Source organism: Humibacillus xanthopallidus (assembly GCF_006716675.1).
GTDB classification, from domain to species: Bacteria; Actinomycetota; Actinomycetes; order Actinomycetales; family Dermatophilaceae; genus Humibacillus; species Humibacillus xanthopallidus_B.
Window position 1 is genome coordinate 701746 of sequence record NZ_VFPM01000002.1, and the last position, 25953, is coordinate 727698.

Sequence of the window (25953 nt, forward strand, 5' to 3'; positions counted from 1 at the left end):
TGTGGCGTGTGGGACGAGAGGGTCGTGGGCGCCCGGTCGGCAGGGCGGCATACAGTCTCGGTGTGGCCCGCAACGACCGACCGACCCGGCCGACGGGAGCGCGGCGGGGGCTGCCGTCGCTCCGCTCGAGCACGCGGCGCGCGATGCGCCCGAGCGGTCCACCGACCGACGAGATCCCGATGTGGACGAGCCCCGACGGGGTCGACCGCGACACCGCCCAGGCCGTCATCGACCTCGCGATGCGGGCCGGCGTGGCGATGCTCGCCACCGGCGCCTCCGCCGCCGACGTCACGGCGACCGTCCTCATGCTCACGAAGGCCTACGGGCTGACCTCTGTGCACGTCGACGTCACCTACACGTCGGTGACCGTGTCCTACCACCGGGGGCCGCACGCCGACCCGATGACGATCATGCGCATCGTGCCCTTCCGCTCACAGGACTTCACCCGGCTGGAGCGACTGCGCGAGCTCATCGTCTCGCTCACCCAGGAGACGCTGCCCGTCGACGACGCCCGCGTGCGCTTCGACGGTGTCGTGTCGTCGCCGCACCCCTACCGGCGGTGGCTCGTCACCGGCGCGGGCGGCGTGCTGGCCGCCGGCGCCGCAGCGCTCGTGGGCGCCGGGCCCTTCATCGTCCTCGTCAGCTTCCTCACAGCCCTCGTCGTGGGGCGGGTCATGTCCTGGCTCGCCAGCGCAGGGGTCGCCTCCTTCTTCGCCCAGAGCGTCGGCGCGGCCATCCCGACCATCGTCGCGACGCTCGTCGTCGTGCTGCAGTCGCGCGGCGTCACCATCATCGGCGACGTGTCGCCGTCACTCGTCGTCGCCTCGGGCATCGTCCTGCTGCTCGCCGGACTCTCGGTCGTCGGCGCCGCCGAGGACGCGCTCGAGGGCTACTACGTCACTGCCGGCGCCCGGGCCTTCGAGGTCGTCGTGCTGACGCTCGGCATCACGGTCGGGGTCTCGACGGTGCTGTCCTTCGGCCAGCGGCTCGGCTTCCCGATCGCCATCACCTCGCAGACCCGGCTCACCGACGCGATCGCCCTCCAGGTCGCCTGTGCCGTCGTCATCTCCGCAGCCTTCGCCGTCATGTCGTACGCGCGGGGCCGAGTGGTCCTGGCCGCCGGCGTCGCGGGTGCGCTGGGATGGCTGGCGCTGGCCCTCGGTGAGCAGGCGGGCATCGGCACGATCACCGCCTCGGCCATCGCCGCAGCCATCGTCGGCTTCATCTCGCGCGTCGTGGCCCGTCGTCTCGGATTCTCGGCGCTCGCGGTGACGACGGCCGCGATCGTGCCACTGCTGCCGGGCCGCCTCGCCTACCAGGGCATCAGCGAGATCGTCAGCCGTCCCGACGAGACCGGTGTGCCCTCGGGGCTCACGACGCTGGCGCAGGCCTTCGGCACCGGGCTCGCCCTTGCCGCGGGCGTGGCCATGGGCACGTACTTCGCGAGCCTGCTCCAGGCCAAGCGCACGGGGGAGCGGCCCCGACCGGCCGCCGCCGCCTCGCGCACGACGGTGACGAAGGCGGCCGCCGAGCCGACGCTCTCCGACACCGGCGACCTTCCGCGGGTGATGACGCAGACGGTTGACGAGCCGGCCGCCGGCGTTGTCCGCGGCGGAGCGTGAGGAAGCACACGGCATACGCCGGTGTGCGAAGCGCGCCTCCTGCGGCAGGCTGGCACCCGGACCTTCGAGGACGAGGAGTGGGCATGCAGTTCGGGCGCAGCTACGAGGAGTTCGAGGTCGGTGCGGTCTACCAGCACTGGCCCGGCAAGACGGTGACGGAGTACGACGACCACCTCTTCTGCCTCCTGACGATGAACCACCACCCGCTGCACCTCGACACGCACTACGCGGCGGGGTCGACGCAGTTCGGCCAGAACGTCGTCGTCGGCAACTACGTCTACTCGCTGCTGCTCGGCATGTCGGTGCCGGACGTGTCGGGCAAGGCCATCGCGAACCTCGAGATCGAGTCGCTGCGCCACGTCGCCCCGACCTTCCACGGCGACACGATCTACGGCGAGACGACGGTGCTCGACAAGTGGGAGTCGACCTCCAAGGACGACCGCGGCGTCGTGCACGTCGAGACGATCGGCTACAAGCAGGACGGCACAGTCGTGTGCATCTTCCGCCGCAAGGTCATGGTGCCCAAGGAGAACTACCTCGAGGCGCGCGGCGGCGAGCAGCCCGGCCGCCCCGTGCCGGTGCCCGACCGGAACTGGCCCGGCCGCGACTGACACCCACCCGTCGCCGGCCGCAGGCGCCCACCCCCGGCCACTCGCAACACACCGAGCAGTCGCCAACACCGTGTGGCACACCTCGTGGGGTTGGCGACTGCTCGGTGTGTTGCTGCTCGGCGGTCTGGGTGTGCGTTCAGGCGGCGTCGGGCGGCACCGGCGGACGGTGCTGCTCGCCGCGACGAATGCGGATGGCCGGTCTCGCTGCTCTGATGCGGGCGCCGAGCCTGCCGGGGCGTGGGAGCTCGTCCCAGATGACCCGCTCGACGGGGTGCCCGAGCCGGCGGATGACGTCCTCACGCCGCTTCTCGGCCCAGACGGTCTCGGCCGCGTTCTCACCCTCGCCGCGGTACTTGACGCGTCCGTCGAACTCGAGCACCACCCCTTCGACGAGGAAGTCGACGCGGGCCACGGGGTTGCCGGCAGCATCCGTGATCCACACCTGGCTCTCGTAGGAGAGTCCGAGGTCCTGCAGGATGAGCCGGGTTCGTGACTCGCCGACCGACTCGGCCAGGGGGTCCATCCGCATCACCGCATCGAGCGCCCTGCCGCGACCCTCGTGCGGTGAGATGAGCGCGACCTCCTCGAGCAGCTCCTCGACGGTGACCGTCTCGCGGTGCAGCGCCGCGTCACCGGCCACGACAGCGCAGTCGCGACCCATCGTCAGGGCAGTGCGCACGATCGCCCTCGCCACCGGCACGACGGCGAGGGACCCGATGTGGACGGGCCGCACCCCGCCACGCGGATGCAGGTGCACCCCCGTCCGCCGCACCACCTGGGCCACCTCGCTCAGCAGGTCGACGCGACCGGTGTCATGGCCCCACAACGGCAGTCCGTGCAGGGCCAGGGCGGCGTGGTGGCTGACGACGTCGCCCTCCCGCGTGTGGGTCACCGCGCGCACGAGCAGGCGAAAGCGCTCGTCCGGATCGGCATCGCGCCACCGGACGCCGTCGACGTAGGCCGCCCGGCGCGGTCGGACAAGCTCGCCCGACCGCACCGCCCGTCGCAGCTCGGTGTGGTCGACACCGTGCGCTGCCGCCTCCGCCGCGCTGAAGGCGCCGTCCTGGCGACCGGCCAGCGCATGAAGTCGAGGGTCCATGCGAAGGAGGATGGACGGCATACAGCGGCGGTGGAAGCCGTGTGCCCGGCGCTGTGGACGACCCCGATCGGATCGGCCTGGGTGTGGAAACGCGAACACACCGAGCAGTCGACAACACCAGGTGGCACACCTCGGGGGGTTGACGACTGCTCGGTGTGTTGCGGGCACCGGGCGCCGAAATCCGGCGAATCGGGCGCATTGCCCAGGGTTCGTGCCTACCCTCGAACGCATGGGGGTGCGCCCGTGGGGTCTGGTCGCGATCGCCCTGGTGCCGGTGGCTCTCGGGGTGACCCTGTCGGGCGCGCCCGCGCACGCCGAGTCGACCGAGCCCACGGGCGCCGGCCACGGACACGACAGCCGGGGGGCAGGTCAGGACGCCACCGTGTCCGACCGGCTCGCCGGCACCCTCGGGACCGTCCCCGGCCGCCCTCCACGGAGCAACGGCCCAGCCGCCCGCGGCGGGCAGGGCGGCCACTCGACGACCGGCCCCGCCGAGGGCGCTGCGACGCACGCGGCCACCATGGCGACCGCGTCGCCGTCGGCCGCCGTGGGGGCGGTCGCCGCCACGACCCCGACGGCGGCCGATGCATGGAGCTCCGTCGGCACCTTCCGCACCGCCGAGGGATGGTATGCCTCCCCCATCCACGCGTCGCTGCTGCCCGACGGTCGGGTGCACGTCATCGGGATCGCCCGGGAGAGCAACCCGCCGACCCCGACGACAAGGGCACGGCGAGTGTCGTGGGTCTTCACGCCGCCGCCCGTCGGGAGCGCACACCCGGCCGAGACGGTCATCACCGAGGTCACCGAGCCGGTCGAGCACACGGGCACGCCCTACGGAGACGCGAGCCTCTACGACGACCTCTACTGCGCGAGCGCGACCCTCGACGACGCCGGCCGCGTCGTCACGGCAGGCGGCACGCGCATCGTCTCCGACCGGGCGACGGGCGAGCTGCGCTACACGCTGGGGCTGCCCTACCAGACCGTCTTCGACGGAACGACGTGGCAGCGTCTGCCGGGCGAGATGGTCGGTCGCGGCTATCTCGACAGCGCGGGGCGGTGGTATCCCACGCTGACCCGCCTGCCCGACAAGCGGATGCTCGTGACCGGTGGCCTCGAGCTCATCACGCCCAACGCGTCAGGCACCGACAACCGCAGCATCGAGACGCTCGATCCGCACACCGGCGAACGCGCACTGGTCTCGAGCCACGCCGCGACGCCCGTCGCGATCCACGCGCGGGACTACACGAGCGTCTTCGTGCTGCCGTATGCCGCAGCCGCGTCCGACCTGCTCATGCTCGCCGACTCGGGCACGCCCGTGACCACGGCTGCCACCGCGAACGCGCCGTGGAACACGTTGCCGCGCAGGACTGCTCACGGGACGACGGACCAGCCGAGCTGGGGTGCCTCGAGCGTCATGCTGCCCATCCGCACCGGCGCCGGTGCAGGCGCGGCCTACCGCAACGGCAGCATCCTCGTCGCGGGTGGCGACATGGTGGGCACCTACCAACGCAGTGGCGACGTGCTCGATCCTGTGACGGGCACGTGGGGGCCGTCGGTCGACCTCGGCATCAACCGGCACCACCCCGACGCCGTCGTGCTGGCCGACGGGCGGGTGCTGCTCGTCGCCGGCCACGACATGACCGGCGCGACCGATGTCGAGCGGGCGCAGTACGTCGACCCGCTCTCGCGCTTCTCGGTGACGACGGGCACGAGTGCCTCGGGGGTCATCCGCGGCTACCACTCGGTCGCGCTGCTCCTGCCCGACGGGCGCGTGCTCGTCGGCGGTGGCCGCGACGTCGTGACGGCGGACTCGCTCGAGAAGCCGACGTACCAGATCTACTCCCCGGACTACCTGGCGCGCGCCCGCCCGATGATCGCGTCGGCCCCGTCGCAGCTGGAGTACGGCGCGCTCTTCCAGCTCCCGACCGTCGGGACGCCCTCGGAGGTCGTCCTCGTCGCGCTCGGGTCGCAGACCCACTCCTTCGACGCCGGCCAGCGCGTCGTGCAGCTGCCCGTGGGCGCCACCTACAACCGCGCGGACGGCGCGGCCCTCAGCATCGTGGGCACGCCACCTGACTCGCACGTCGCGCCCCCGGGCTACTACGGGCTGGTCGTGCTCGACGGTGCCCGGACCCCGTCGGTCGCGAGGGTCGTCCACGTGGGGTGACGGGGAGCACAGCCTGCACGGCCTCGTCCCGTCCTAGAGTGTGCGCGTGACCAGCGAGCGCAGCGCGCACGGCACCGGGCGAGAGCCGGGGCCGGTCATCGACCTGCACGCGCACTCCAACGTCAGCGACGGCACCGAGAGCCCCACCGAGCTCGTCGAGGCGGCTGCCGCGGCCGGCATCGACGTCCTCGCGATCACCGACCACGACACCGTCGGCGGGTGGGAGGAGGCTGCGCGCGCCGCTCGCCGCACCGGCGTGACGCTCGTGCCGGGCATCGAGGTGTCATGCGCCGTCGGTGGGGTCTCGATCCACCTGCTCGGCTACCTCACCGACCCCGGCGACGAGGCCCTCATGGCCGAGCTCGCCCGCGCCCGGGAGTCGCGCGCCACCCGGCTGGAACGGATGGTCGCGCGGATGGCCGCCGACGGCATACCGCTGACGTACGAGCAGGTGCTCGCGCAGGTGTCCCCCGGTGCCACCGCGGGGCGCCCGCACATCGCCGACGCCCTCATCGCGAACCGCACCATCGAGCACCGCGACGAGGCCTTCGCCGAGTGGCTGGCGGAGGACTCTCCCTACTACGTCGCGCACCACGCGCCGCACCCCGTGCGTGCGGTCGAGCTCGTGCGGGCTGCGGGCGGGGTGCCGGTCATCGCGCACCCCTTCACGCGGACGCGCTCGCGCGGCGCCGACGAGGCGCTCATCGAGCAGATGTATGCCGCCGGGCTGGCGGGGCTCGAGGCCTACCACCGCGACCACGGCCCCGAGCAGATCGCGCGGGCAGAGGCGATCGCCGAGCGGCTCGGGCTGCTGCTCACGGGCTCGAGCGACTACCACGGCGAGGGCAAGCTCAACCGTCTCGGCGAGCGCACCACGAGGGCAGACGTGCTCGACGCGATCGAGCAGGAGTCGTCGGGCCGGACCGTTGTCGTGCGTCCGTAGCGGTCGCCGGTGCCACGTCGCCGGAGGTCGCTCTCATCCGGCGTGCGGCCGGATCAGTGCCTCCTGCGCGAGGTGGCAGACCTCGGCGCCGCCCCCGTCGAAGGCGGTCGCCTCGATGAGGGCCCGTGAGGCGTGCGCTGCCGGGGTGGTGTGGTCGAAGAGGAGCCAGGCGTCGGCCCGGGCCTCGCGGTGGAACCAGATCGCGTGGTCGAGCGACACGGCGCGCCATCGGGCGGCCAGCGACCGCTCGTGGCCCGTCGTGTGGCCGTGCGGCGTGACGGCGGTCGACATGAGCATGAGGTCACTCGCGTAGGCCATGGTCGCGCGGTGCACGAGGGGGTCGTCGGGCAGCGGCTCTCGCGAGCGCATCCAGATGCCGGTCGGCGTCGACGCAGAGTGCGCCGGATGTCTCTCTCGCAGAACGGGATCCACCCTCAGCTCGATGGCGGCGAACTCCTCCCAGTAGTCGCCGAGGCCGCCGGTGGCCTCGGCGACGTCACGCAGGTCGGGGCTCGCCTCGGCCCCCGCCGACGGGGGCGCGGGGCGCTGGTGCGCGAGGCCGTCGACGAGGGCGGAGCACGAGACGGTCGACCGGCAGAGCAGACGCTCACCCTGCCAGGCGCCCACGTCGAGGGTCGTGATGAGGCCGCCCGTGCGAAGGGTCTCCGCGACGAACCGCACGGGCTCGCCGGGGCGGCCGGCGCGCAGGAACGTCGTGTGGATCGAGTGGACCGGGCGCTCCTCGCCCGCGGTGCGGCCCGCGGCGATGACCGACTGGGCGACGAGCTGACCGCCGTAGATGTGCGGCAGGTGCACGGTGTCGGTGCGTCCGAGCCAGGTCGTCGCCGACTCCCGGCGGAGGTCGAGCAGGTCGACGAGCCCCCCGACGCGCTGCGTCACGACGCACCCTCCGTGCGGGCGGAGCGACGGGGCGGGCGCGGGAAGAAGCCGCTCGTGCGCTCGATGTAGTCGTCGTAGGCGGCTCCCCGCTTGCGGCGCATGCCCTTCTCGAGAAGGGCCTTGCCGCTGTAGCTGACGAGCAGCGTGGTCATGACGATCGGTGAGACGACGGTGAGCAGGCCCACGGGGCTGCCGAGTGCGAGGAGGAAGAGGCCGACCCAGATGCAGGCGTCGCCGAAGTAGTTGGGGTGGCGCGTCCAGGCCCAGAGGCCGCGGTCCATGATGCGACCCTCGTTGGCGGGGTCGGCCTTGAAGCGAGTCAGCTGCTGGTCGCCAACGGCCTCGAAGACGAACCCGACGAGCCACACGGCGATCCCGACGCCGCCGAGGAGGCCGAGCGGTGCCGACTCGTACATCGCGACCTGCACGGGCAGCGACACGACGACGACGAGCAGGCCCTGGAGGCCGTAGACCTTGCGTACGAGGTAGCCGACCAGCGACCCCGTCTGGTGGCGCATGAGTGCCGTGTAGCGCGGGTCCTCGCCGTGGCCGCGGTTGCGGCGACCGATGTGGAGCCCGAGCCGCAGACCCCAGACCGCCGTGAGCACGAGCACGACGAGCCGTCGCGTCGAGTCACCCACGGAGCCGGCCGAGGCCAGGTAGGAGACGACGGCGACGACGACGAAGGCCGGACCCCAGAAGATGTCGATGAGCGAGTGGTTCTTCGCCCGGATCGAGACCCCCATGACGACGGCCATGAGCGCCGCGACGGCGATGATGCTGAGGAGGATGTTGAGGCCCACTGCAGCCCAAGGGAACTCGGTCATGAAACGGCCTCCGATGCCAGGTTCTGGAAGGCCGCCTGGGCCTCGGTGAAGGTGTGCAAGGGGCCGGCCGCGCTCTCGGCCAGCAGGTTCGCGAGGGCCTGGGGGGCGAGGTCGCCGCCGGGCAGGTGCACGGTGCCCAGCTCCACGCTCTGTGCGAGACGCAGGACGCCTCCGCCGGTGACGATGACCTGCCCGTTGACGGTCGAGGTCGGGTCGACGAGCGCGCCGACGACTGGGGCGACCGCGTCGGCCGTCATGCGGGCGGCGTGACGGGGGTCCATGCCCGCGTCGGTCATCTGGGTCGTCGCGTAGGGGAGGAGGGTGTTGCACAGGACGTCGCGGCGAGCGCCCTCGACGGCAGCCGTGCGGGCCAGGGCGATGACGGCGCCCTTGCTCGCGGCATACGCCGACACGGTGGGCTCACCGTGCAGCCCGGCGGTCGAGGCGACCACGACGATGCGGCCATGACCCGCCTCCCGCATGACGCGCGAGGCGGCGGCGACGACGAGGGCGGTGCCGATGACGTTGACGGCGAGCACCCCGCGGAGGTTCTCGGGGGTGGTCTTGTGGAGCATCTGTGGAGAGCTGATGGCAGCGCTCGTGACGCAGATGTCGAGATGCCCGAAGTTCTCGAGCGCCGAGGCGACGACCGCCTCCGAGGTGAGCGGGTCGGCGACGTCGCCGTGGTCGGCCACGGCGCGCCCACCGGAGGCGCGGATCTGCTCGACGACGTGGTCCGCCGGCCCGCGACCGTCGGCGTCGACCTCACGGTTGCGGTTGTTGACGACGACGGCGGCCCCGAGGTGCGCGAGGTGGAGGGCAAAGGCGCGACCCAGCCCCTTGCCGCCGCCGGTGACGACGGCGACCCGACCCTCGAGAGGCCGTGCCGGCGCGGGCTCGCCGGTGCTCTCGGGGCCGGGCGAGGTCGTCATGCCGTCACCCGCTCGACGAGGACGGCCACGCCGAGCCCTGCTGCGCCACTGACGGCGGCGACGCCGTAGCGCCCGCCCCGGCGCTCGAGCTCCTCGACGCAGCTGCCGACGAGGATCGCCCCCGTGGCGCCGAAGGCGTGGCCCATCGCCATGGTGCCCCCGTTGGGGTTCATGCGATCGGGCCCGGCACCGAGGTCGCGCCGGAAGCGGAGGCAGAGGGCCGAGAAGGCCTCGGCGAACTCGAAGACGTCGATGTCGTCGGGAGAGAGGCCTGCCCGCGCGATGACCTGCTCGACAGCGCTCTGGCCGGCGGTGAGCATGACGACCGGGTTGACGGCGGTCGAGGCGGCGCCGACGATGCGGGCCCGGGGCGTGAGGCCCGCAGCCTCGGCCGCCTCCGGCGAGCCGATGAGCAGCAGTGCCGCCGCGTCGGCGACCTGCGGGGACGTGCCGATCGTGTGGAGGTGGTCGATGTGGTCGATCCCCTTCCAGACGCCGAGGGCGATCTCGTCCTGCCCGGCCGCCCCCGCCTCGGCGAAGGCGGGCGAGAGGGCGGCGAGCGACTCCAGGGTCGTGCTGGGTCGGACGAGCTCGTCATGGTCGAGACCACCGCGCTCGGCGGTCGCCGGCAGGGGCACGACCGATCGCTCGAAGGCGCCGGCACTCCATGCGGCGGCGGCCTTGAGCTGCGTCTCGAGGCCGTACGCGTCGAGCTCCTCTCGGGAGAAGCCCTCCACCGTGGCGTTGAGGTCAGCGGAGATGCCCATGAGGACGGCGCCGATGCGGCGAGTGGTGGGCGGGTCGCAGTAGAGCGGCCCCCGGTCGGCGAACATGGGCACCCGCGACACGCTCTCGACCCCGCCGGCCACGGCGAGGCGCAGGTCGCCGGCCCGGACGCGAGCTGCCGTCTGGCCGACGGCATCGACCCCCGACGCGCAGAAGCGGTTGATCGTCGCCCCCGGAACGTCGTCACCCCAGCCGGCGAGCAGCGCGGCGGTGCGGGCGATGTCGGCCCCCTGCTCGTCGACCTGGGTGGCGCAGCCGAGCGTGATGTCGTCGACCGTGTCGGGTCGCAGCCCGGTGCGCTCGACGAGGGCCTGCTGGAGGTGCACGACAAGGTCGACGGCGGTGTGGCCGTGCAGCGAGCCCTTCGCCGTGCCCTTGCCTCGCGGGGTCCGCACGTAGTCGAGCACGAGCGCGTCGGTCATGTTGTCCTCTTCACGGATCGGGGGATACTCTGCTAGTTGTAGTACGTAGCGCCGGGCGTTGACAAGCCCGACGGCATACGTTGACGACGAAGTGACGACGAAGTGACGACGACGTGGCCACACGTGTGGCTGCGGAGTGGCGATGGAGCCACGAAGGAGACGGCGATGGCGGACGAGATGGGTGTCTGGGTGCTCGGTGGCTACCAGAGCGACTTCGCGCGCAACCTCACGCGCGAGGGGCTCGACTACGCCGACCTCACCCGTGAGGTGGTCGACGGCACGCTCGAGGCGTCCGGCGTCGACGGCCGCGGCATCGGGGTCGTGCACGTCGGGAACGCCTTCGGTCAGCTCTTTGCGGGCCAGGGCCAGCTCGGCGCGATGCCCGCGACCGTGCGCGAGGACCTCTGGGGCGTGCCCGCCTCGCGTCACGAGGCTGCCTGCGCCAGCGGGGGCATCGCGATCCTCTCGGCGATGGCCGACCTGCGCGCGGGCAACTACGACAGCGCACTCGTCGTCGGTCTCGAGCTCGAGAAGACGGTCTCCGGAGACCAGGCCGCGGGGCACCTCGGCGCCGCTGCGTGGGTCGGGCACGAGGGCGAGAGCGCGACCTTCATGTGGCCGCACATGTTCAGCAACGTCGCCGACGTCTACGACGCGCGCTACGGGCTCGACGAGTCGCACCTGCGCGCCATCGCGTCGCTCAACCTGGGCAACGCCCGTCGCAACCCGAACGCCCAGACCCGCGGCTGGTCGGTGCCCGACCTCACCGGCGACGCAGGCTCGGACGACGCCACCAACCCGGTCGTCGAAGGACGGGTGCGGCGCTTCGACTGCAGCCAGGTGACCGACGGCGGCGCGGGGGTCGTGCTCGTCTCTGACGCCTGGCGCCGCGCCCACCCCGAGGTGTCGGCGACGCCACTGGCCCGGGTGCTCGGCTGGGGCCATCGCACTGTCGGGCTCGGCCTGCAGCAGAAGCTCGCGCGCGATGCCGACGACCCGTACGTCCTGCCGCACGTGCGCCAGACCGTCCTCGATGCCTTTGCTCGAGCCCAGGTCGGCCTCGACGACCTCGACGGGCTCGAGACGCACGACTGCTTCACGCCGAGCGAGTACCTCGCGATCGACCACATCGGCCTCACCGGGCCGGGGGAGTCGTGGAAGGCGATCGAGAACGGCGAGATCGAGATGGGCGGCCGCCTGCCGATCAACCCCAGCGGCGGGCTCATCGGCGGCGGTCACCCCGTCGGTGCGAGCGGGGTGCGCATGCTGCTCGACGCGACCAAGCAGGTGAGCGGCACGGCGGGCGACTACCAGGTCGAGGGCGCGCGCACCTTCGCCACCCTCAACTTCGGTGGCAGCACCGCCACCACCGTCAGCTTCGTCGTCGGCTCAGCAGCCTGACGCCGCAAGCCGACCCACCGAGAACCACCCAGACCACCTGAGACCCACCCGAGACGAAGGAAGCCCGCGCATGGATGTCGAAGTCGTCGGTCGTCTGCTCTCCACCCTGCCCGCAGACGACGACCACCCATATCGCACGGGACCCTGGCGCCCGCAGACGACGGAGTGGAAGGCCGACGACCTCGAGGTCGTCGAGGGCGAGGTCCCGACCGACCTCGACGGTGTCTACCTGCGCAACACCGAGAACCCGGTGCACCCGTCGATGAAGAACTACCACCCCTTCGACGGCGACGGCATGATCCACGTCGTCGGTTTCCGCGATGGAAAAGCCTTCTACCGCAACCGTTTCGTGCGCACCGACGGTCTGGCCGCGGAGCAGGAGGCCGGGCACGCGCTCTGGGCGGGCCTCGCCGAGTCACCGTCGCTGTCGTTGCGTGAGGACGGCTGGGGTGCACGCCGGCGCATGAAGGACGCCTCGAGCACCGACGTCATCGTGCACCGCGGCACGGCCCTGACGAGCTTCTACCAGTGTGGCGACCTCTACCGTCTCGACCCGATGTCGGCCGAGACCCTGGGCAAGGAGACGTGGAACGGCAAGTTCCCCTTCGAGTGGGGCGTCTCCGCCCACCCGAAGGTCGACGACCGTACCGGCGAGATGCTGTTCTTCAACTACAGCAAGGAGGCGCCGTACATGCACTACGGCGTCGTCGACGAGAGCAACGAGCTCGCCCACTACATCGACGTCCCGCTGCCCGGCCCGCGACTGCCGCACGACATGGCCTTCACGGAGAACTACGCGATCCTCAACGACTGCCCCCTCTTCTGGGAGCCCGAGCTGCTCGCGAAGGGTGCTCACGTAGCGCGCTTCCACCCCGACCTGCCCACCCGCTTCGCTGTCATCCCCCGTCGGGGGCAGACCTCCGACATCCGGTGGTTCGAGGCCGAGTCGACGTACGTCCTGCACTTCGTCAACGCCTACGAGGAGGGTGACGAGATCGTGCTCGACGGCTTCTTCCAGGGCGATCCCGAGCCCGCCGACAACGGCATGGGCAACAAGTGGGAGCGGGCCTTCCGCTTCCTCGCCCTCGACCGCATGCAGGCTCGCCTGCACCGGTGGCGGCTCAACCTCTCGACGGGCCTCGTCAAGGAGGAGCCGCTGAGCGAGAGCATCACCGAGTTCGGCATGATCAACGGCGCAGTCGCCGGCACGAAGCACCGGTATGCCTATGCCGCCTCGGGCAAGCCGCACTGGTTCCTCTTCGACGGGCTCGTCAAGCACGACGTGCTCACCGGTTCGGAGGAGCGCTTCTCCTTCGGTGACGGCGTGTACGGCAGCGAGACCGCGATGGCGCCGCGGGTCGGCGGCACCGCCGAGGACGACGGCTACCTCGTCACCCTCACGACCGACATGACCGCCGACGCGTCGTATGCCGTGGTCTTCGACGCCGCTCGCGTGGCCGACGGGCCGGTGTGCAGGCTCAAGCTGCCCGAGCGCATCTCGAGCGGCACGCACTCGACGTGGGCGCCGGGCTCCGAGCTGCGACGGTGGCAGCAGACGGACACCGCTGCCGAGGCCGTCGGTCTCTGACGGCACACGGCCTCACGACGATGGACGACACCGCGCCGCCCCACCTCACCCAGCCCACGCGCCTGCCCGCCGGCGGGCCGAACGCGATCGGCCACATGCTCGGCCTGCTCGGGGACGAGTGGACCCTCCTCATCCTCCAGCAGGCCCTCCAGGGGGTGACCCGCTACGGCCAGCTCAAGGAAGCGCTGCCGATCTCGAACTCGGTGCTCACGGCTCGGCTGCGCAGTCTGAGCGAGGCCCAGCTGCTCGAACGCCATGTCTACCAGTCGAATCCGGAGCGGGCCGAGTACCTCACCACCCCCCGGAGCCGCTCGCTGTGGCCGGTCATGCTCGCGATCTGGGAGTGGGAAAGGCAGTGGGTGCCCGAGCACCCGGCACCCCTGCCGGCGATGCACCACAGCGTGTGCGGGCACGACTTCGCGCCCGTCGTCGTGTGCCGCGCGTGCGGCAAGCCGTTCGAGCCCCGCGAGGTCGTCGCGGAGTGGGGGCCGAGCGGCTCGTGGGCGCGGTCGGTGCCCCAGGCGACGACGCGGCGCCGGTGGGAGCCAGAGGCGGGGCACCACTACCCGGGCCTCTTCCCCGAGACGATGGCGATCTTCGGCAACCGCTGGTCATCGGCCCTCATGGGTGCCGCCTTCCGCGGCGTCACCCGGTTCACCGACTTCGAGTCGAACCTCGGGGCACCCCCCACGCTCGTCGCCGACCGGCTCCGCTCGTTCTGCGCGATCGGTGTGCTCGAGCCCCGGGCCAACCCGGACCGCCCCGACTGGGCGGAGTACGGTCTCACGCCCAAGGGGCGCGCCTTCTACCCCGTCATCGCGGCCTCGATCGCCTGGGCCGAGCACTGGTTCGTCTCCCCGGAGGGACCAGCCGTCATCCAGCACCACCGCACGTGCGGTGAGGAGCTGACCGCGATCTTCACCTGCGACCAGTGCGAGCGCCCGCTGGCGGGCAACGACGTCACCGTGGTCCCGGCCGACGATGCCCGGGACCGTCACGAAGGAGAGGCATGACCGCACCGACGACCATCGCCGACATCATCCGCACCACGAGCACAGAGCACCCCGACTCCCCGGCCGTCGTCGGCGAAGGTCGGTCGGTGACACACGGCGAGCTGGGCCGGCGGTCCGACGCGTTCGCGTCGGGGCTGGTCGCGTGGGGCCTGCGCCCCGGTGACCGCGTCGCCTACCTCGCGCGCAACGCGACGGAGTACTGGGAGCTCTTCTTCGCAGCCGCCAAGGCCGGTGTCGCCGTCGTGCCGCTCAACTTCCGCCTGTCAGGCGCGGAGGTGGACTACGTCCTCGGCGACTGCGAGCCTGCCGTCCTCATCGCCGAGGAGCACCTCACCCCTCTCGTGCCCAGCACGTATGCCGGTCACCGCCTCGTCTTCTCGCAGACCGGTGAGCCGGCGACCCCGCCGGCGGGCTGGTCGGGCTACGAGGAGTGGCTCGCCGAGCAGCCTCCGGTCGACCCCCGGCGCGACCTCGGCGGAGACGCGCTCTGCTCGATCATGTACTCCTCCGGCACGACCGGACGGCCGAAGGGCGTCACGACGACGGTCGCCGGGATGCTCTGGGCCGTCAGCGCCTTCAGCTCCCAGTTCGTCGTCAGTGCGAGCTCGGTCAGCCTCGTGCCGACGCCGTACTACCACATCGCCGCTGGCGGCTGGTCACTCATCGCCCTGTCGGCCGGCGGCCGCATCGTGCAGTTCACCGAGGTGACGCCGGCCAACATGCTCGGCCTGCTCGTCGGTCACCGCGCCACGCACGTCATCATGGTGCCGACCGTCATGCAGCTGTTCATCACGAGCCCCGAGGCGTCGTCGGCCGACTACTCGAGTGTCGAGTACGTCGTCTACGGCGGCTCGCCCATCTCCGAGACGGTCATGGTGGGCGCCAAGGAGGTCTTCGGGGCCAAGCTCGCCCAGAGCTACGGGCTCACCGAGACGATCGGCGTGACGACGATCCTGCGCGACGAGGACCATGTCACGGGCCCGGGCAGCAAGCTGCGTTCGGCCGGGCGAGCCGTGCCCGGCGTCGAGGTGGCTGTCTTCGATCCCGCGACCGGATCCCCTTGTGCCACGGGCGAGGTCGGTGAGATCGTCACCCGCGGTCCGGGCGTGACCCAGGGCTACTGGCGCCTGCCCGAGGCGACGGAGTCGTCGTTCTGGCCGGGCGGCTGGTTCCGCACCGGGGACGCAGGCTTCCTCGACGAGGAGGGCTATGTCTTCCTCAAGGACCGCATCAAGGACCTCGTCATGTCGGGCGGAGAGAACATCTACCCCGCCGAGGTCGAGAACGTCGTCATGGCCCACCCCGACGTGCAGGAGGTGGCCGTCATCGGCGTCCCCTCCGAGCGCTGGGGGGAGTCGCCCATCGCCGTCGTCGCGCCCCGGGCCGGCCACGCCGTTGACCCCGACGCGCTCATCGCCTTCACGAGGGAGCGGCTCGCCCACTACAAGTGCCCCACGGCCGTCGAGATCGTCGACGCGCTGCCCCGCAACCCCTCCGGCAAGGTGCTGAAGCGCGAGCTGCGGGCTCCCTACTGGGCCGGTCACGACAGGAGCATCGGATGAACCCCACCCCCGCGCAGCGTGCGATCCTCAGGCAGGTCGTCATCGGCTCGCCGGACCTCGACGCCACGACCCGACAGCTGCGCGAATCACTCGGTGTGGCAAGGGGTTTCGCCGACCCGTTGCTGGAGGAGATCGGGATGGCCGACGAGACCATCCGCGTCGGCCCCGAGGCGCACCTCGAGGTCGTGGCGCCGCTCCGCGACGACGTGTCGCTCGCGGCGTGGCTGCGCAAGGGCGACGGTGGCGGAGGTTACGCCCTGTCGATCCAGGTGCCGGACCTCACGCCCCACCTCGCCGCGGCGGTGCAGGCGGGCGTCCGCGTCGTCGCCGACCTCGAGGCCTACGGGCACCGCATCGTGCAGCTGCACCCGGGCGACATGGGCCTGCTCGTCGAGCTCGACGAGATCGCCGACCCGGGAGTCTGGTTCTGGGACGACGTCGAGGCGGAGACCGCAGCCGCGCCGCGCATCGACGACGTGCTCGGCGTCGAGATCGCCTCGCCCGACCCGCGCGCGCAGGCAGCCCTGTGGGCGTCGGTCCTCGGCGCCGAGGTGGACCTCTCGGCCCCTGAGCCGCGGATCGCGCTGGGGCGTAGAGGGATCCGGTTCGTCGACGGGCAGCGCAAGATGCTTTCGGCCGTCGACCTCGCGGCGGTCGACCCCGACGAGCACGCCGGAGCGGCCGTCGAGGTCGACGGTGTGCTGCTGCGCCTGCTCGACCCTTCGGCCGCCCCGGCGACAGCGTCAGCAACCGCTCAGCGCGGGTTCGCGTAGGCCTCGCGCAGCCGCGTCTTGAGAAGCTTGCCGCTCGCGTTGAGCGGCAACGCGTCGACGAAGGCTACCCCCACGGGGCACTTGTAGTGCGCCATCTGCTCGCGCGCCCAGGCGATGAGCGCGTCCTCGTCGAGCCCGCTCCCGGGGGTGCGCACGACCACGGCGAAGGGCGACTCGCCCCACCGCGCTGACGGGATGCCGATGACGGCGGCGTGGGCTACCTCGGGGTGGCCGGTGAGGATGCTCTCGATCTCGGCCGGGAAGACGTTCTCACCGCCGGAGACGATCATGTCCTTGAGCCGGTCGTGCAGGAAGAGGTAGCCGTCGACATCCATCGACCCGCCGTCACCCGTGCGCAGCCACCCGTCGGGCGTGATCGCTGCACTGGTCGCCGCCGGGTTGCGCCAGTAGCGTCGCATGACGTGACCGCCGCCGATGAGCACCTCGCCTCGCTCATTGGGCGGGAGGTCCTCGAGGGTGACCGGGTCGACGACGCGCACCGGCACGTTCGCCATCGGGCGGCCGGCGGAGCGCAGCCGGTGCGCGGTCTCGCGGGTGGGCCGGTGGTCCTCCGGTGACAGCATGGTGACGCCACCGGTCGACTCCGTCAGCCCGTAGCTCTGGAGGAACTTGCAGCCGAAGACCGCTGTGGCGTCGCGGAGCACGGGCTCGGGGATGGGGGAGCTGCCGTAGACCATGTAGCGCAGGGCCGACCAGTCCGCCGTGCGCACCTCGGGCTGCCCGAGGAGGAACTGGATCACGGTGGGCACAGCGACGGCGTGCGTGACGGCATATTCCTGGAGGATGCGGATGAGGTCGGCCGGCCCGCTGGGGTTGAGCAGCAAGAGGGCGGCGCCGTTGACGACGCTGACGAGCGCGAGGCCGAAGCCGGAGACGTGGAAGAAGGGCACGGGCGCGAGCGCGACGCAGTCGGTGTCGAGCTCGAGCAGGTAGTGCATGGCCGCGATCGCCTGGCCGATGTTGGCTCCCGTCAGCTCGATCCCCTTGGGGCGCCCGGTCGTTCCCGAGGTGTAGAACATCAGCGCGGTGTCGTCGGGAGAGCGCCGATGGCCGGGGTCCTCGTCGCACACGCCGTCGAACCAGGCGTCCCAGCCCGTCACCGTGGCCCCAGCCGTATGCCGTCCGCCCTCCTCCGGCGAGAGCGTCACGACCCGCTTGACGCTCGGCACGGCGGCTGCGGCCTCGACGAGCCGCTCCTGCCCGAGGCCCAGCACGACGACCGACGGCTCGCTGTCGCCGAGGATGAACTCCATCTCGGGCACCGACAGCCGGACGTTGAGGGCTGTCGGGATCGCGCCCATCTTCGACCCGCCGAAGAGCACCGCGAGGAACGACGAGGCGTTCTCACCGATGTAGCAGACGCGATCGCCCGCCGTCACGCCGTCGCGCAGCAGGGCCTGCGCGACGCGGCTCGCGTCACGGTCGAGCTCGGCGAAGGTCGTGCGGGCGTCCGCGGTGATGACGGCCGGCAGGTCCGGGGTCGCCGCAGCCCGGAGCCGGGTGATGTCCTCGAGCCGCTCGACGCGGGTGCCGTCGGGGTGCAGGGCGTAGTGCGGGTCGCGGTACTCCGCCGGGGTGGGGGTCATCCACGTGCCGGCGGCCTGTGCTGCTCGCGTCATCGGGAGCTCCTTGCTGCTGCTGGGGGTCGGGTCAGAGGTGGAACGGTGCGAAGACGGGCGGCTCGAAGATGCCGGGAGGCGCCGCGACGACCGCGTCGATGGCGCGCAGCGCCGGTCCGGCGGTGACGAACTGCCCTGCGGTGGTTCGGCTTCCGGGCTCGTTCGGCTCCACGAGGTTGAGCGTGACGACCATCTCGGGCTTGCCGTGGAGGTGGACCGTCCAGTGGTCGCGGCCGGCGTACTCCGGCCGGTCGGGCTCCATCGTCCAGATGATCGCCAGGGTGAGGAACGGCCGCCCGTCGACCATGGCGTGCCAGCGCCACTCCGTCGTCGCGACGGTCCCCTGCGCGATGGAGCCGGCGGCCACCTCCAGGTCGCGGAGGGCGGGCACGACGCGGTGGTCGGGCACGACCTCGTCGTACGTGATGCCCATCCGCTCGCACATGAAGGCGATGGTCTCGAGGTAGAGGGCGGCATACAGCGTCGGCAGCGGGCCGTCACCGGTCAGGGTGGCCGGGTCACTGCCCATGCCCATGACGGTGAAGGCGAAGTCGGGGTCGGGCATCGCGCGGGCGTCGAGCACCTCGTCGATCGTGATGCGGTCGAGCGTGACGCTCGCGCCGGTGAGCCCGAGCGCGAGCCGCTCGCCGATGATGCCGGGGCTCACGCCGACGCCGAAGAGGGTGCTGCGGCCCTCCTCGCACGCGTCGAGGAAGAGCCGCTCACGCGCGCGGCCGTGGGCGCGCGGGAAGTGCTGGCCCGAGGTCGTGATGACGTTGGCCCCTGACCGCAACAGGCGCAGCAGGTCGTCGTCGTGGGTCTCGTAGGGCAGCTGGAGACGGGGGGCGTGCAGCACGACGTCGGGGCGCGCGTCGATGACGGCCTCGATGTCGGTCGTCGCGAGCACTCCTGTCGCCTCGCGGCGGGCGATGTCGCCGGCGTCGCGCCCCGCCTTTCTCTCGCTGTAGACGTGCAGCGCGACGAGCTCGAGGTCGTCACGGTCGATGACGCCGCGCAGCAGCGTCTTGCCGACGGCGCCGGTCGCCCACTGGGCCACACGGGTATGCCGTCCGCTCGGGTGTGCGCTCATCCCTTCGTCCTCAGCTCGGTGGCGTGGAGCAGCTTGCCGAGGCCGCGCTCGTAGCGAATCGGGTCTCGTGCCAGTCGTGCTCGCGCATCGACGGCCATCGGGTCGGTGTCGCACACCCACTCGCCGCGGCTCATGGCCCGCAGGCCGGCGACGGCGATGTCGCGAGGATCCTCCTTGCGGCCCTGCACGTGGGCGGCCATGCGGGTGTCCACGGAGCCGACGATGAGCGATGTGACGGTGATGGCGAGGGGCTCGAGCTCGGCCCGGGCAATGCCGCCGAGGTAGAGGGCGGCGACCTTGGCGGGGGAGTAGCCGCCCATGAACGCAGTCGGCGCGATCGCGGCGACGGAGAGGACGTTGACGATCGACCCGCCGCCGTTCGCGGCGAGCACCGGCGCGAAGGCCCGGGTGAGGTGCAGGGGCGCGAAGTAGTTGACCTCCATCTCGCGGCGGGCCGCCTCGGGGTCGTCGGCCAGGACGAGCCGGTTGCCGGTGAAGAGGCCGGCGTTGTTGACGAGGATCGTGGTGTCGGCACACGTCTCGGCCGCCGCCGCGACGTCCCGGGGGTCGGTCACCTCGAGCCGGATGACCGTGGCGCCGGTGGCCGCGAGCTCGGGGGTGACGTCGTCGGGGTCCCGCACCCCGGCATGCACCGTCGTCGCGCCCTGGGCGAGGGCCTCCTGCACGAAGGCCAGCCCGATGCCACGGTTGGCCCCGGTCACGACGACCCGGGCGCCCTCGACGGGCGTGCCGCGCCCGGCGGTCATGCCGGCACCTCGGCGGACCGCTCGGCGGACCGCTCGGCCGGCTGTTCGGCCGGCTGTTCGGCCGCCTGCTCGGCCGCCTGCTCGGTGTAGACGACGTCGTGGGGGAACTTCTCGCTGCGGCGCAGCCGGGCGGCGTCGTCGACGAGCATGCCGTAGACCCACGTCTCGGACCGGTCCATGTCGTGGTTCCAGTCCCAGCGCAGCGCGCGGTGGCGGATGCCCCACCGGCCGTCGCGCAGCTCGAGGTCGTCGACCATGCGGGCGCTGGTCAGGGTGTCGCCGACGATGCCGTCGGGTCGGCGCACGCGGGCGAAGGCGAGGACGTAGGACTCCGCCCGGGCGTGCCCCGAATCCAGGTCCTCCGCGAGCGCCACGTCGACGAGGACGTTGGTCAGCGCATGGGTCGTGAGGGCCTTGGGGTGGGTCAGCGTGCCCCCGATCGAGGCGAGGTAGTCGGAGGCCGGCCCGTCGAAGACCCCGCCGTGGTCCTCGGTCGCCCCGGGCAGGTAGCAGGCCGCCGCGCCCTCGACATCGCCCCGGTCGACGGCCCGCAGGTATCTCGCGAGCAGGTCGTGGACGTCCTGTTTGGCGAGCAGCTCGGCCACCCTGCGAGGCAAGGCTGCGGATGACGAATTCGATTGCGGTGCAGGGGCGCTGGGGTCGGCTTGGGGGTGGGTCACCTGGGGCTCCTTCGATCCGGTGAGGCAGGGCGGAGAGGGTTGACGGACTCGCTCCGCTTGCTGTAGTAATCCCTATCACACTGTTAATTGAAGTGTCACGAGGAACGAGGCACCGTGAGCGCAACGACGCGCAGCACCGACCCGCCCGAGGGCCCCGGCACGACCGGGGCGCCGGCACCCACCCGGCCCGCGCCGGCCGGCGACCGAGCCCTGAGGCTTCGCGACGTCACCATCACGTTCGGGGGCGTCACGGCCCTCGACGGGGTGAGCTTCGAGGTGCACCCGGGCCGCATCTGCGGGCTCATCGGCCCCAACGGTGCGGGCAAGACGACGCTCTTCAACTGCATCACCCGCATCTACGTGCCCTCGTCGGGTCAGATCCTCTGGGGTGACACCGACCTGCTGCGGCTGCGGCCGCACGCCCTCGCCGGGGCCGGCATCGCCCGCACCTTCCAGAACCTCGCCCTCTTCGGGGCGATGAGCGTCTTCGACAACGCGATGGTCGGCGGCACGTCGGTCTCCCGAGTCGGCCTGACGAGCGGCGCCCTCGGGTGGCCGCCCGCCCGTCGGCGGCAGCAGGCCCTGCGCGACCGCGCCTGGCACCTGCTCGACCGGCTCGACCTGCTCGACGTCGCCGAGCGCCCTGCGGCAGGCCTGCCCTTCGGCACGTTGAAGCGCGTCGAGCTCGCTCGGGCACTCATGTCGCAGCCGGCCCTGCTGCTCCTCGACGAGCCGGCCGGCGGCCTCACCCACAGCGAGGTCAAGGATCTCGGGTCGCTCATCACGAGCCTGCGCGACGAGCTCGGCTTCGCGGCCCTGCTCGTCGAGCACCACATGGGACTCGTCCTCGGCATCAGCGACCACGTCGTCGCGCTCGACTTCGGCCGCACCATCTTCGAGGGCTCGCCGTCGGCGGTGCGCGACAACCCCGATGTCGTCCGGGCCTACCTCGGGCGGGCGGCATGAGCCTGCTCTCCCTGACCGGCGTCACCGCCGGCTACGGCCCCAGCGAGGTGCTTCACGCATCACGCTCGACGTGGACCCCGGCGAGGTCGTCGTCATGCTCGGTGCCAACGGTGCCGGCAAGACGACGACGATGCAGGCGATCGCCGGGCTGATGTCGTGGCGCGGCAGCATCGAGCTCGACGGACGGCCGCTGCCCCGTCGGCCCGAGCAGGTCGTGCGCAGCGGGGTCAGCCTCGTCCCGCAGGGCCGGGGCACGCTGGGGGCCCTGACGGTGCTCGAGAACCTTCGGGTCGGCGCGGCTGTGCGCACCGACGCCGCCGGCGTCAGCGCCGACATCGACCGGTGGTGCGAGGTCTTCCCGGTGCTCGGCCGCCGCTCGCGCCAGACCGCGGGCACGCTCTCCGGCGGCGAGCAGCAGATGCTCGCCGTCGCCCGCGCGCTCATGAGCCGCCCCCGGCTGCTGCTCTGCGACGAGCCGAGCCTCGGGCTCGCGCCGATCGTCGTGCAGGAGCTCTTCGCGACCCTCGCGCGCATCAACGAGACCGACGGCACGGCGATGCTCATCGTCGAGCAGAACGCCGAGCTCGCCATGGACCTCGCCAGCACCGTCTACCTCCTCGACGTCGGCACCATCGCGGCGTCGGGCACCCCCGCCGACTTCCGCGCCGACGACGCCGTGCGCACGGCCTACCTCGGCTACTAGGAGCCCTCATGGACCTCTTCCTCGAACGCCTCATCTCGGGCCTCACGAACGGCTCGATCTACGCGCTGCTCGCGCTCGCGCTCGTCGTCGTGTTCCGCGGCACGGGCACGCTGAACTTCGCCCAGGGCGAGCTGGCCCTCTTCACGACCTTCGTCGCGTGGTGGCTGACGACGCAGTCGCTGCCCATCTGGTTCGCGATCGCAGCGGCCCTCGGCGTCGGCTTCATCATGGGCGCCCTCATCGAGCGGCTCCTCATCAGGCCGGTCGCCAAGCGCAACGACATGGCGGTGCTCATCGTGGCACTGGGGCTCTTCACCGGGCTCAACTCGCTCGCCGGCCTCCTCTGGGGCAGCGAGACGAAGATCATGCCGAGCCCCTTCCCCAACGGCGAGAGCGACTTCATCTCCATCGGTGGCGCGCGCCTCTACGGCGACGCGCTCGGGGTGTGGGGCGCCCTCATCGGGCTCATGGGCCTCATGACGCTGCTCTTCCGCTTCACCAAGGTCGGGCTGCACATGCGCGCGGTGGCCGACAACGCGACCTCGGCGACCCTCGCGGGCGTCCGCACCAGCCGGATCCTCGCCATCGGCTGGGGGCTGTCGGGAGCCATCGGCGCCCTGGCCGGCGTGCTCGTGACACCGCTCGCGCCGCAGCAGCTCAGCCTCACGACGATGTTCTCCATCTTCATCGCCGCGTCGGCGGCAGCCCTCTTCGGCGGGCTCGACAGCCTCGTCGGCGCGGTCGTCGGGGGCCTGGTCATCGGCGTGCTCGAGGCGATGCTCACCGGCTACGTGTCGGTCATCGGCGGCTCGCTCCAGCAGACGTCGGCGCTGCTCATCATCGTCGTCATCCTCTTCGCCAAGCCCACCGGCCTCTTCGGCACGACCAAGCTCGTGAGGGTGTGATGGGCGTGCAGGATCCCACCGTCGTCGACGACACCCCTCGCGTCACCGCACCCGGGGGTATGCCGTCCGGCCCGGTCCCCGCCCCCGTTTCGCCCGGCGGGGGTGGCCTGACGGGCCGGGGCCCCCTCACGATCATCGAGGGGTCGCGGCGCCACTGGGCGCTGCGCGCGCTCGGCGTCGTGGCGGTGGTCGCGGTGCTGCTGCTCGCCTCGCAGGCGCAGGCCTTCCGGGTCGGGCAGTTCACCAACGTCTTCATCATCGCGATCGCCATCGTCGGCCTCAACCTCGTCACCGGCCACACCGGGCTGCTGTCGATCGGCCACTCGGCGTTCTTCGGGCTCGGCGCCTACACGACGGGCGTCCTCGTCGCGCGCTACGACGCTGCGCCGATGACGACGATCCCCGTCGCGGTGGTCCTCAGCTTCGTGCTGGGCCTGCTCGTGGGACTGCCCTCGCTGCGCATCAAGGGCCTCTACCTCGCCCTCGTCACCCTCACGGTCGGCGTGTCCTTCCCCGAGATCATCCGGCGGGCCGAGGAGCTCACCGGCGGAGCAGCAGGTCTCGTCGTGCGCTCGGCCTCGCTCGCGCCGCCGGCCTGGACCGGGCTCGGCCGGGCCCAGCGCGGCATCTGGATGTTCTGGGTGTCGGCGGCCGTCCTCCTCCTCGTCATGTGGCTGAGCCGGAACCTCGTTCGGAGCCGCTTCGGGCTCGGCATGCGTTCGACCCGCGACCACGAGATCGCCGCCGCCGCAAGCGGGGTGCGGGTCGCGCGCACCAAGATCCTCGCCTTCGGCGTCTCGGGCGCCATCACCGGGCTCGCCGGCTCGCTCTTCACGATGTACATCGGGGCGCTGTCACCCGACGGGTCCTTCACCCTGCTCAAGTCGATCGAGCTGGTGACCGGACTCGTCCTCGGTGGCATCGCGACCCAGCTCGGCCCCGTCGTCGGGGCGGTCGCCGTCGTCTTCCTGCCCCAGCTCACCGGGGCGTTCAGCACGGGCCCGCTCTCCGGCGTCGTCTTCGGTGTCGTGCTCATCGCCATCGTCTTCGTCATGCCCGAGGGGATCGTCGGTCGGATCGGGCTCTGGGTGCGCCGTCGCGTCGCAGTCGTGCCCGCGGACCGTCCCGGGCTCGCGGCCGACACCACCGCCGCACCTCCTCCTGCACCTCCACCACACAGCAACACACACAACAGATGGGAAGACCAATGAAGCGATTCCTGCGCGTCGTCTCCGCAGCCGCGCTGCCTGCCCTGGTGCTCGGGGCCTGCGGGTCGGGCTCCGGCACCGACACCGGCAGCACCGAGGCGGGGTCGACCGGCGGTGCGGCCAGCGCGGCCGCCTCGGTCGTCAACGCGGACAACTGTGCCGACCCGGAGGGTGTCAAGGCGCCCATCACAGGCACGCTCAAGGTCGGCTGGTCGGCCCCCACGTCGGGTCCGCTCGCCGATGCGGTCGGCAACGTCATCGAGGGCATGAGGGCCCGCTTCGCCGTCGAGAACGCGAAGGGCGGCATCGGCGGTGTCAGGCTCGAGGTCGTCGTCAAGGACGACGCCTTCAACCCCGAGCGGGCCAAGACCAACGTCGGTGAGCTCATCCAGAAGGAGGGCGTGCACGTCCTCGAGACCTTCGGCTCGGGCCAGGTCGACGCGATCGCCGACGACCAGAACGACGCGTGCGTGCCGCTGCTCTTCGCGCAGGCCAGCGTGCCGGCCTACCGCGACATCGCGAAGTTCCCGTGGACCACCGAGTACCTCCCGTCAGCCGACGTGGAGATGGGCGTCGTCGTCGAGGGCCTCAAGAAGAAGTACCCCAACGGCGCCAAGATCGCCCTCGCCGCGAACCAGACCGAGTCGGGCCAGGGCATCGCCAACGGCCTCAAGAAGGCGATCGAGGGCACGAACTTCACGATCGCCGCCGAGGCGCCGCTGACCGACCCGCGCACGGCCGCCTCCTCGCTCAAGTCGTCGGGAGCCGAGATCCTCGTCAACGCCGGCGTCACGACCGACTGCCTCGCCCTCACCCAGGCCATCGGCCGCGTCGGCTGGAAGCCCGACACCGTCATCCAGCCCTCCAACTGCGCCGACGGGGCGACGCTCTACGCCCCGGCCGGCGATGCCGCCGACGGGCAGCAGATCCTGCGCTGGCTCAAGGACCCGGCCAACGCCGCGTTCGCCGACGACGCCGCCGTCAAGGAGTACCTCCAGCAGTCGGCGGCGAACGGCGCGGACTCCCCGACGAACAGCTACACGGTCAACGGCTGGGCGATCGCCGACCTCATGGTCGACGACTTCACCCGAGCGGCGAAGCTCGAGGGCGGGCTCTCGCGCCTGACGATCATGCAGGCGGCCCGCACGCAGGACTACCAGCCCCCGATGTTCATCGACGGCATCTCCTTCACGATGAGCCCCACCCAGGCCTATGGCGTGCTCGCCTTCCAGCCGTTCACGTGGAAGGCGGCGGACAAGGCCTTCGCCGTGGGTGGTGACGTCATCGACATCTCGTCTCAGTACGACAAGTAGGACAGGATGCTGAGCGGACGACCGGTGCATGTCGA

The 25953-nt window shown here is 71.8% G+C and carries 23 protein-coding genes; 14 read left to right on the forward strand and 9 right to left on the reverse strand.

Annotated features, from left to right (window positions below):
• Nucleotides 1–62 precede the first annotated feature (62 nt).
• Both FBY41_RS11190 and FBY41_RS11195 read left to right on the forward strand, forming a co-directional pair.
• Nucleotides 63–1622, forward strand: a complete 1560-nt coding sequence (locus FBY41_RS11190; protein WP_260439701.1) for a threonine/serine ThrE exporter family protein — start codon at nt 63–65, stop codon at nt 1620–1622.
• 83 nt (nt 1623–1705) lie between these two features.
• On the forward strand, nt 1706–2233 hold the full coding sequence (locus tag FBY41_RS11195; protein ID WP_141844352.1) for a MaoC family dehydratase: 528 nt from the start codon (nt 1706–1708) through the stop codon (nt 2231–2233).
• 136 nt (nt 2234–2369) lie between these two features.
• Here FBY41_RS11195 and FBY41_RS11200 read toward each other — a convergent pair whose 3' ends face one another.
• Nucleotides 2370–3332, reverse strand: a complete 963-nt coding sequence (locus tag FBY41_RS11200; RefSeq protein ID WP_185749025.1) for a type IV toxin-antitoxin system AbiEi family antitoxin domain-containing protein — start codon at nt 3330–3332, stop codon at nt 2370–2372.
• Nucleotides 3333–3561: 229 nt separating this feature from the next.
• Here FBY41_RS11200 and FBY41_RS11205 point away from each other — a divergent pair, with 229 nt between their 5' ends.
• Nucleotides 3562–5499, forward strand: a complete 1938-nt coding sequence (locus FBY41_RS11205) for a galactose oxidase-like domain-containing protein (RefSeq protein ID WP_185749026.1) — start codon at nt 3562–3564, stop codon at nt 5497–5499.
• A gap of 46 nt (nt 5500–5545) precedes the next feature.
• Complete coding sequence (locus tag FBY41_RS11210) at nt 5546–6442, forward strand: PHP domain-containing protein (RefSeq protein ID WP_141844355.1); 897 nt, start codon at nt 5546–5548, stop codon at nt 6440–6442.
• A gap of 33 nt (nt 6443–6475) precedes the next feature.
• On the opposite strand, the gene FBY41_RS11215 is transcribed toward FBY41_RS11210, so the two are convergent.
• From FBY41_RS11215 to FBY41_RS11230, 4 genes are read right to left on the reverse strand one after another with little or no spacing between them, the layout of a single operon-like run.
• Complete coding sequence (locus FBY41_RS11215; RefSeq protein WP_141844356.1) at nt 6476–7342, reverse strand: acyl-CoA thioesterase; 867 nt, start codon at nt 7340–7342, stop codon at nt 6476–6478.
• On the reverse strand, nt 7339–8169 hold the full coding sequence (locus FBY41_RS11220) for a DUF1295 domain-containing protein (protein ID WP_141844357.1): 831 nt from the start codon (nt 8167–8169) through the stop codon (nt 7339–7341). Before FBY41_RS11220 ends, FBY41_RS11215 begins: the two co-directional genes overlap by 4 nt.
• Nucleotides 8166–9101 carry an SDR family NAD(P)-dependent oxidoreductase gene (locus FBY41_RS11225; RefSeq protein ID WP_141844358.1) on the reverse strand — a complete coding sequence of 312 codons (936 nt, stop codon included), beginning with the start codon at nt 9099–9101 and terminating at the stop codon, nt 8166–8168. Before FBY41_RS11225 ends, FBY41_RS11220 begins: the two co-directional genes overlap by 4 nt.
• Nucleotides 9098–10309 carry an acetyl-CoA C-acyltransferase gene (locus tag FBY41_RS11230; protein WP_141844359.1) on the reverse strand — a complete coding sequence of 404 codons (1212 nt, stop codon included), beginning with the start codon at nt 10307–10309 and terminating at the stop codon, nt 9098–9100. The genes FBY41_RS11225 and FBY41_RS11230 overlap by 4 nt, the downstream gene beginning before the upstream one ends.
• Before the next feature lie 165 nt (nt 10310–10474).
• Here FBY41_RS11230 and FBY41_RS11235 point away from each other — a divergent pair, with 165 nt between their 5' ends.
• From FBY41_RS11235 to FBY41_RS11255, 5 genes are all read left to right on the forward strand, one after another.
• Complete coding sequence (locus FBY41_RS11235; protein ID WP_185749027.1) at nt 10475–11710, forward strand: acetyl-CoA acetyltransferase; 1236 nt, start codon at nt 10475–10477, stop codon at nt 11708–11710.
• A gap of 70 nt (nt 11711–11780) precedes the next feature.
• Nucleotides 11781–13298 carry a carotenoid oxygenase family protein gene (locus tag FBY41_RS11240; protein ID WP_141844360.1) on the forward strand — a complete coding sequence of 506 codons (1518 nt, stop codon included), beginning with the start codon at nt 11781–11783 and terminating at the stop codon, nt 13296–13298.
• A 20-nt stretch (nt 13299–13318) separates the two neighbouring features.
• The gene (locus FBY41_RS11245) at nt 13319–14311 is read left to right on the forward strand and encodes a winged helix-turn-helix transcriptional regulator (RefSeq protein WP_141844361.1); all 993 of its coding nucleotides are present in this window, start codon (nt 13319–13321) and stop codon (nt 14309–14311) included.
• Nucleotides 14308–15873, forward strand: coding sequence for a long-chain-fatty-acid--CoA ligase (locus FBY41_RS11250; protein WP_141844362.1), 1566 nt, complete (start codon nt 14308–14310; stop codon nt 15871–15873). The genes FBY41_RS11245 and FBY41_RS11250 overlap by 4 nt, the downstream gene beginning before the upstream one ends.
• Nucleotides 15870–16646, forward strand: a complete 777-nt coding sequence (locus tag FBY41_RS11255; protein WP_141844363.1) for a hypothetical protein — start codon at nt 15870–15872, stop codon at nt 16644–16646. Before FBY41_RS11250 ends, FBY41_RS11255 begins: the two co-directional genes overlap by 4 nt.
• Here the strand turns inward: FBY41_RS11255 and FBY41_RS11260 are convergent.
• Genes FBY41_RS11260 through FBY41_RS11275 form a run of 4 tightly spaced genes read right to left on the reverse strand, consistent with a single transcriptional unit; the run spans nt 16628 to nt 20748 of the window.
• Nucleotides 16628–18286, reverse strand: coding sequence for a long-chain-fatty-acid--CoA ligase (locus tag FBY41_RS11260; RefSeq protein WP_221629259.1), 1659 nt, complete (start codon nt 18284–18286; stop codon nt 16628–16630). The genes FBY41_RS11255 and FBY41_RS11260 overlap by 19 nt on opposite strands.
• 31 nt (nt 18287–18317) lie before the next feature.
• Nucleotides 18318–19376, reverse strand: a complete 1059-nt coding sequence (locus tag FBY41_RS11265) for an NAD(P)H-dependent amine dehydrogenase family protein (RefSeq protein WP_141844364.1) — start codon at nt 19374–19376, stop codon at nt 18318–18320.
• Nucleotides 19373–20143, reverse strand: coding sequence for an SDR family oxidoreductase (locus FBY41_RS11270; protein ID WP_141844365.1), 771 nt, complete (start codon nt 20141–20143; stop codon nt 19373–19375). The genes FBY41_RS11265 and FBY41_RS11270 overlap by 4 nt, the downstream gene beginning before the upstream one ends.
• Nucleotides 20140–20748 (reverse strand): nuclear transport factor 2 family protein, encoded by a 609-nt coding sequence (locus FBY41_RS11275; RefSeq protein WP_221629260.1) that lies wholly within the window; start codon nt 20746–20748, stop codon nt 20140–20142. Before FBY41_RS11275 ends, FBY41_RS11270 begins: the two co-directional genes overlap by 4 nt.
• Before the next feature lie 189 nt (nt 20749–20937).
• On the opposite strand from FBY41_RS11275, the gene FBY41_RS11280 reads away from it, so the two are divergent.
• From FBY41_RS11280 to FBY41_RS11300, 5 genes are all read left to right on the forward strand, one after another.
• Entirely contained in the window at nt 20938–21789 is an 852-nt protein-coding gene (locus FBY41_RS11280) for an ABC transporter ATP-binding protein (protein WP_221629261.1), read from the forward strand.
• Nucleotides 21790–21859: 70 nt separating this feature from the next.
• Complete coding sequence (locus tag FBY41_RS11285; protein ID WP_260439702.1) at nt 21860–22492, forward strand: ABC transporter ATP-binding protein; 633 nt, start codon at nt 21860–21862, stop codon at nt 22490–22492.
• A gap of 8 nt (nt 22493–22500) precedes the next feature.
• Entirely contained in the window at nt 22501–23397 is an 897-nt protein-coding gene (locus FBY41_RS11290) for a branched-chain amino acid ABC transporter permease (RefSeq protein ID WP_141844367.1), read from the forward strand.
• Between the two features lie 5 nt (nt 23398–23402).
• A complete protein-coding gene (locus FBY41_RS11295; protein ID WP_221629262.1) occupies nt 23403–24608 on the forward strand; it encodes a branched-chain amino acid ABC transporter permease in 1206 nt (401 codons plus the stop codon).
• The gene (locus FBY41_RS11300; protein WP_141844368.1) at nt 24605–25918 is read left to right on the forward strand and encodes an ABC transporter substrate-binding protein; all 1314 of its coding nucleotides are present in this window, start codon (nt 24605–24607) and stop codon (nt 25916–25918) included. The genes FBY41_RS11295 and FBY41_RS11300 overlap by 4 nt, the downstream gene beginning before the upstream one ends.
• Nucleotides 25919–25953 lie beyond the last annotated feature (35 nt).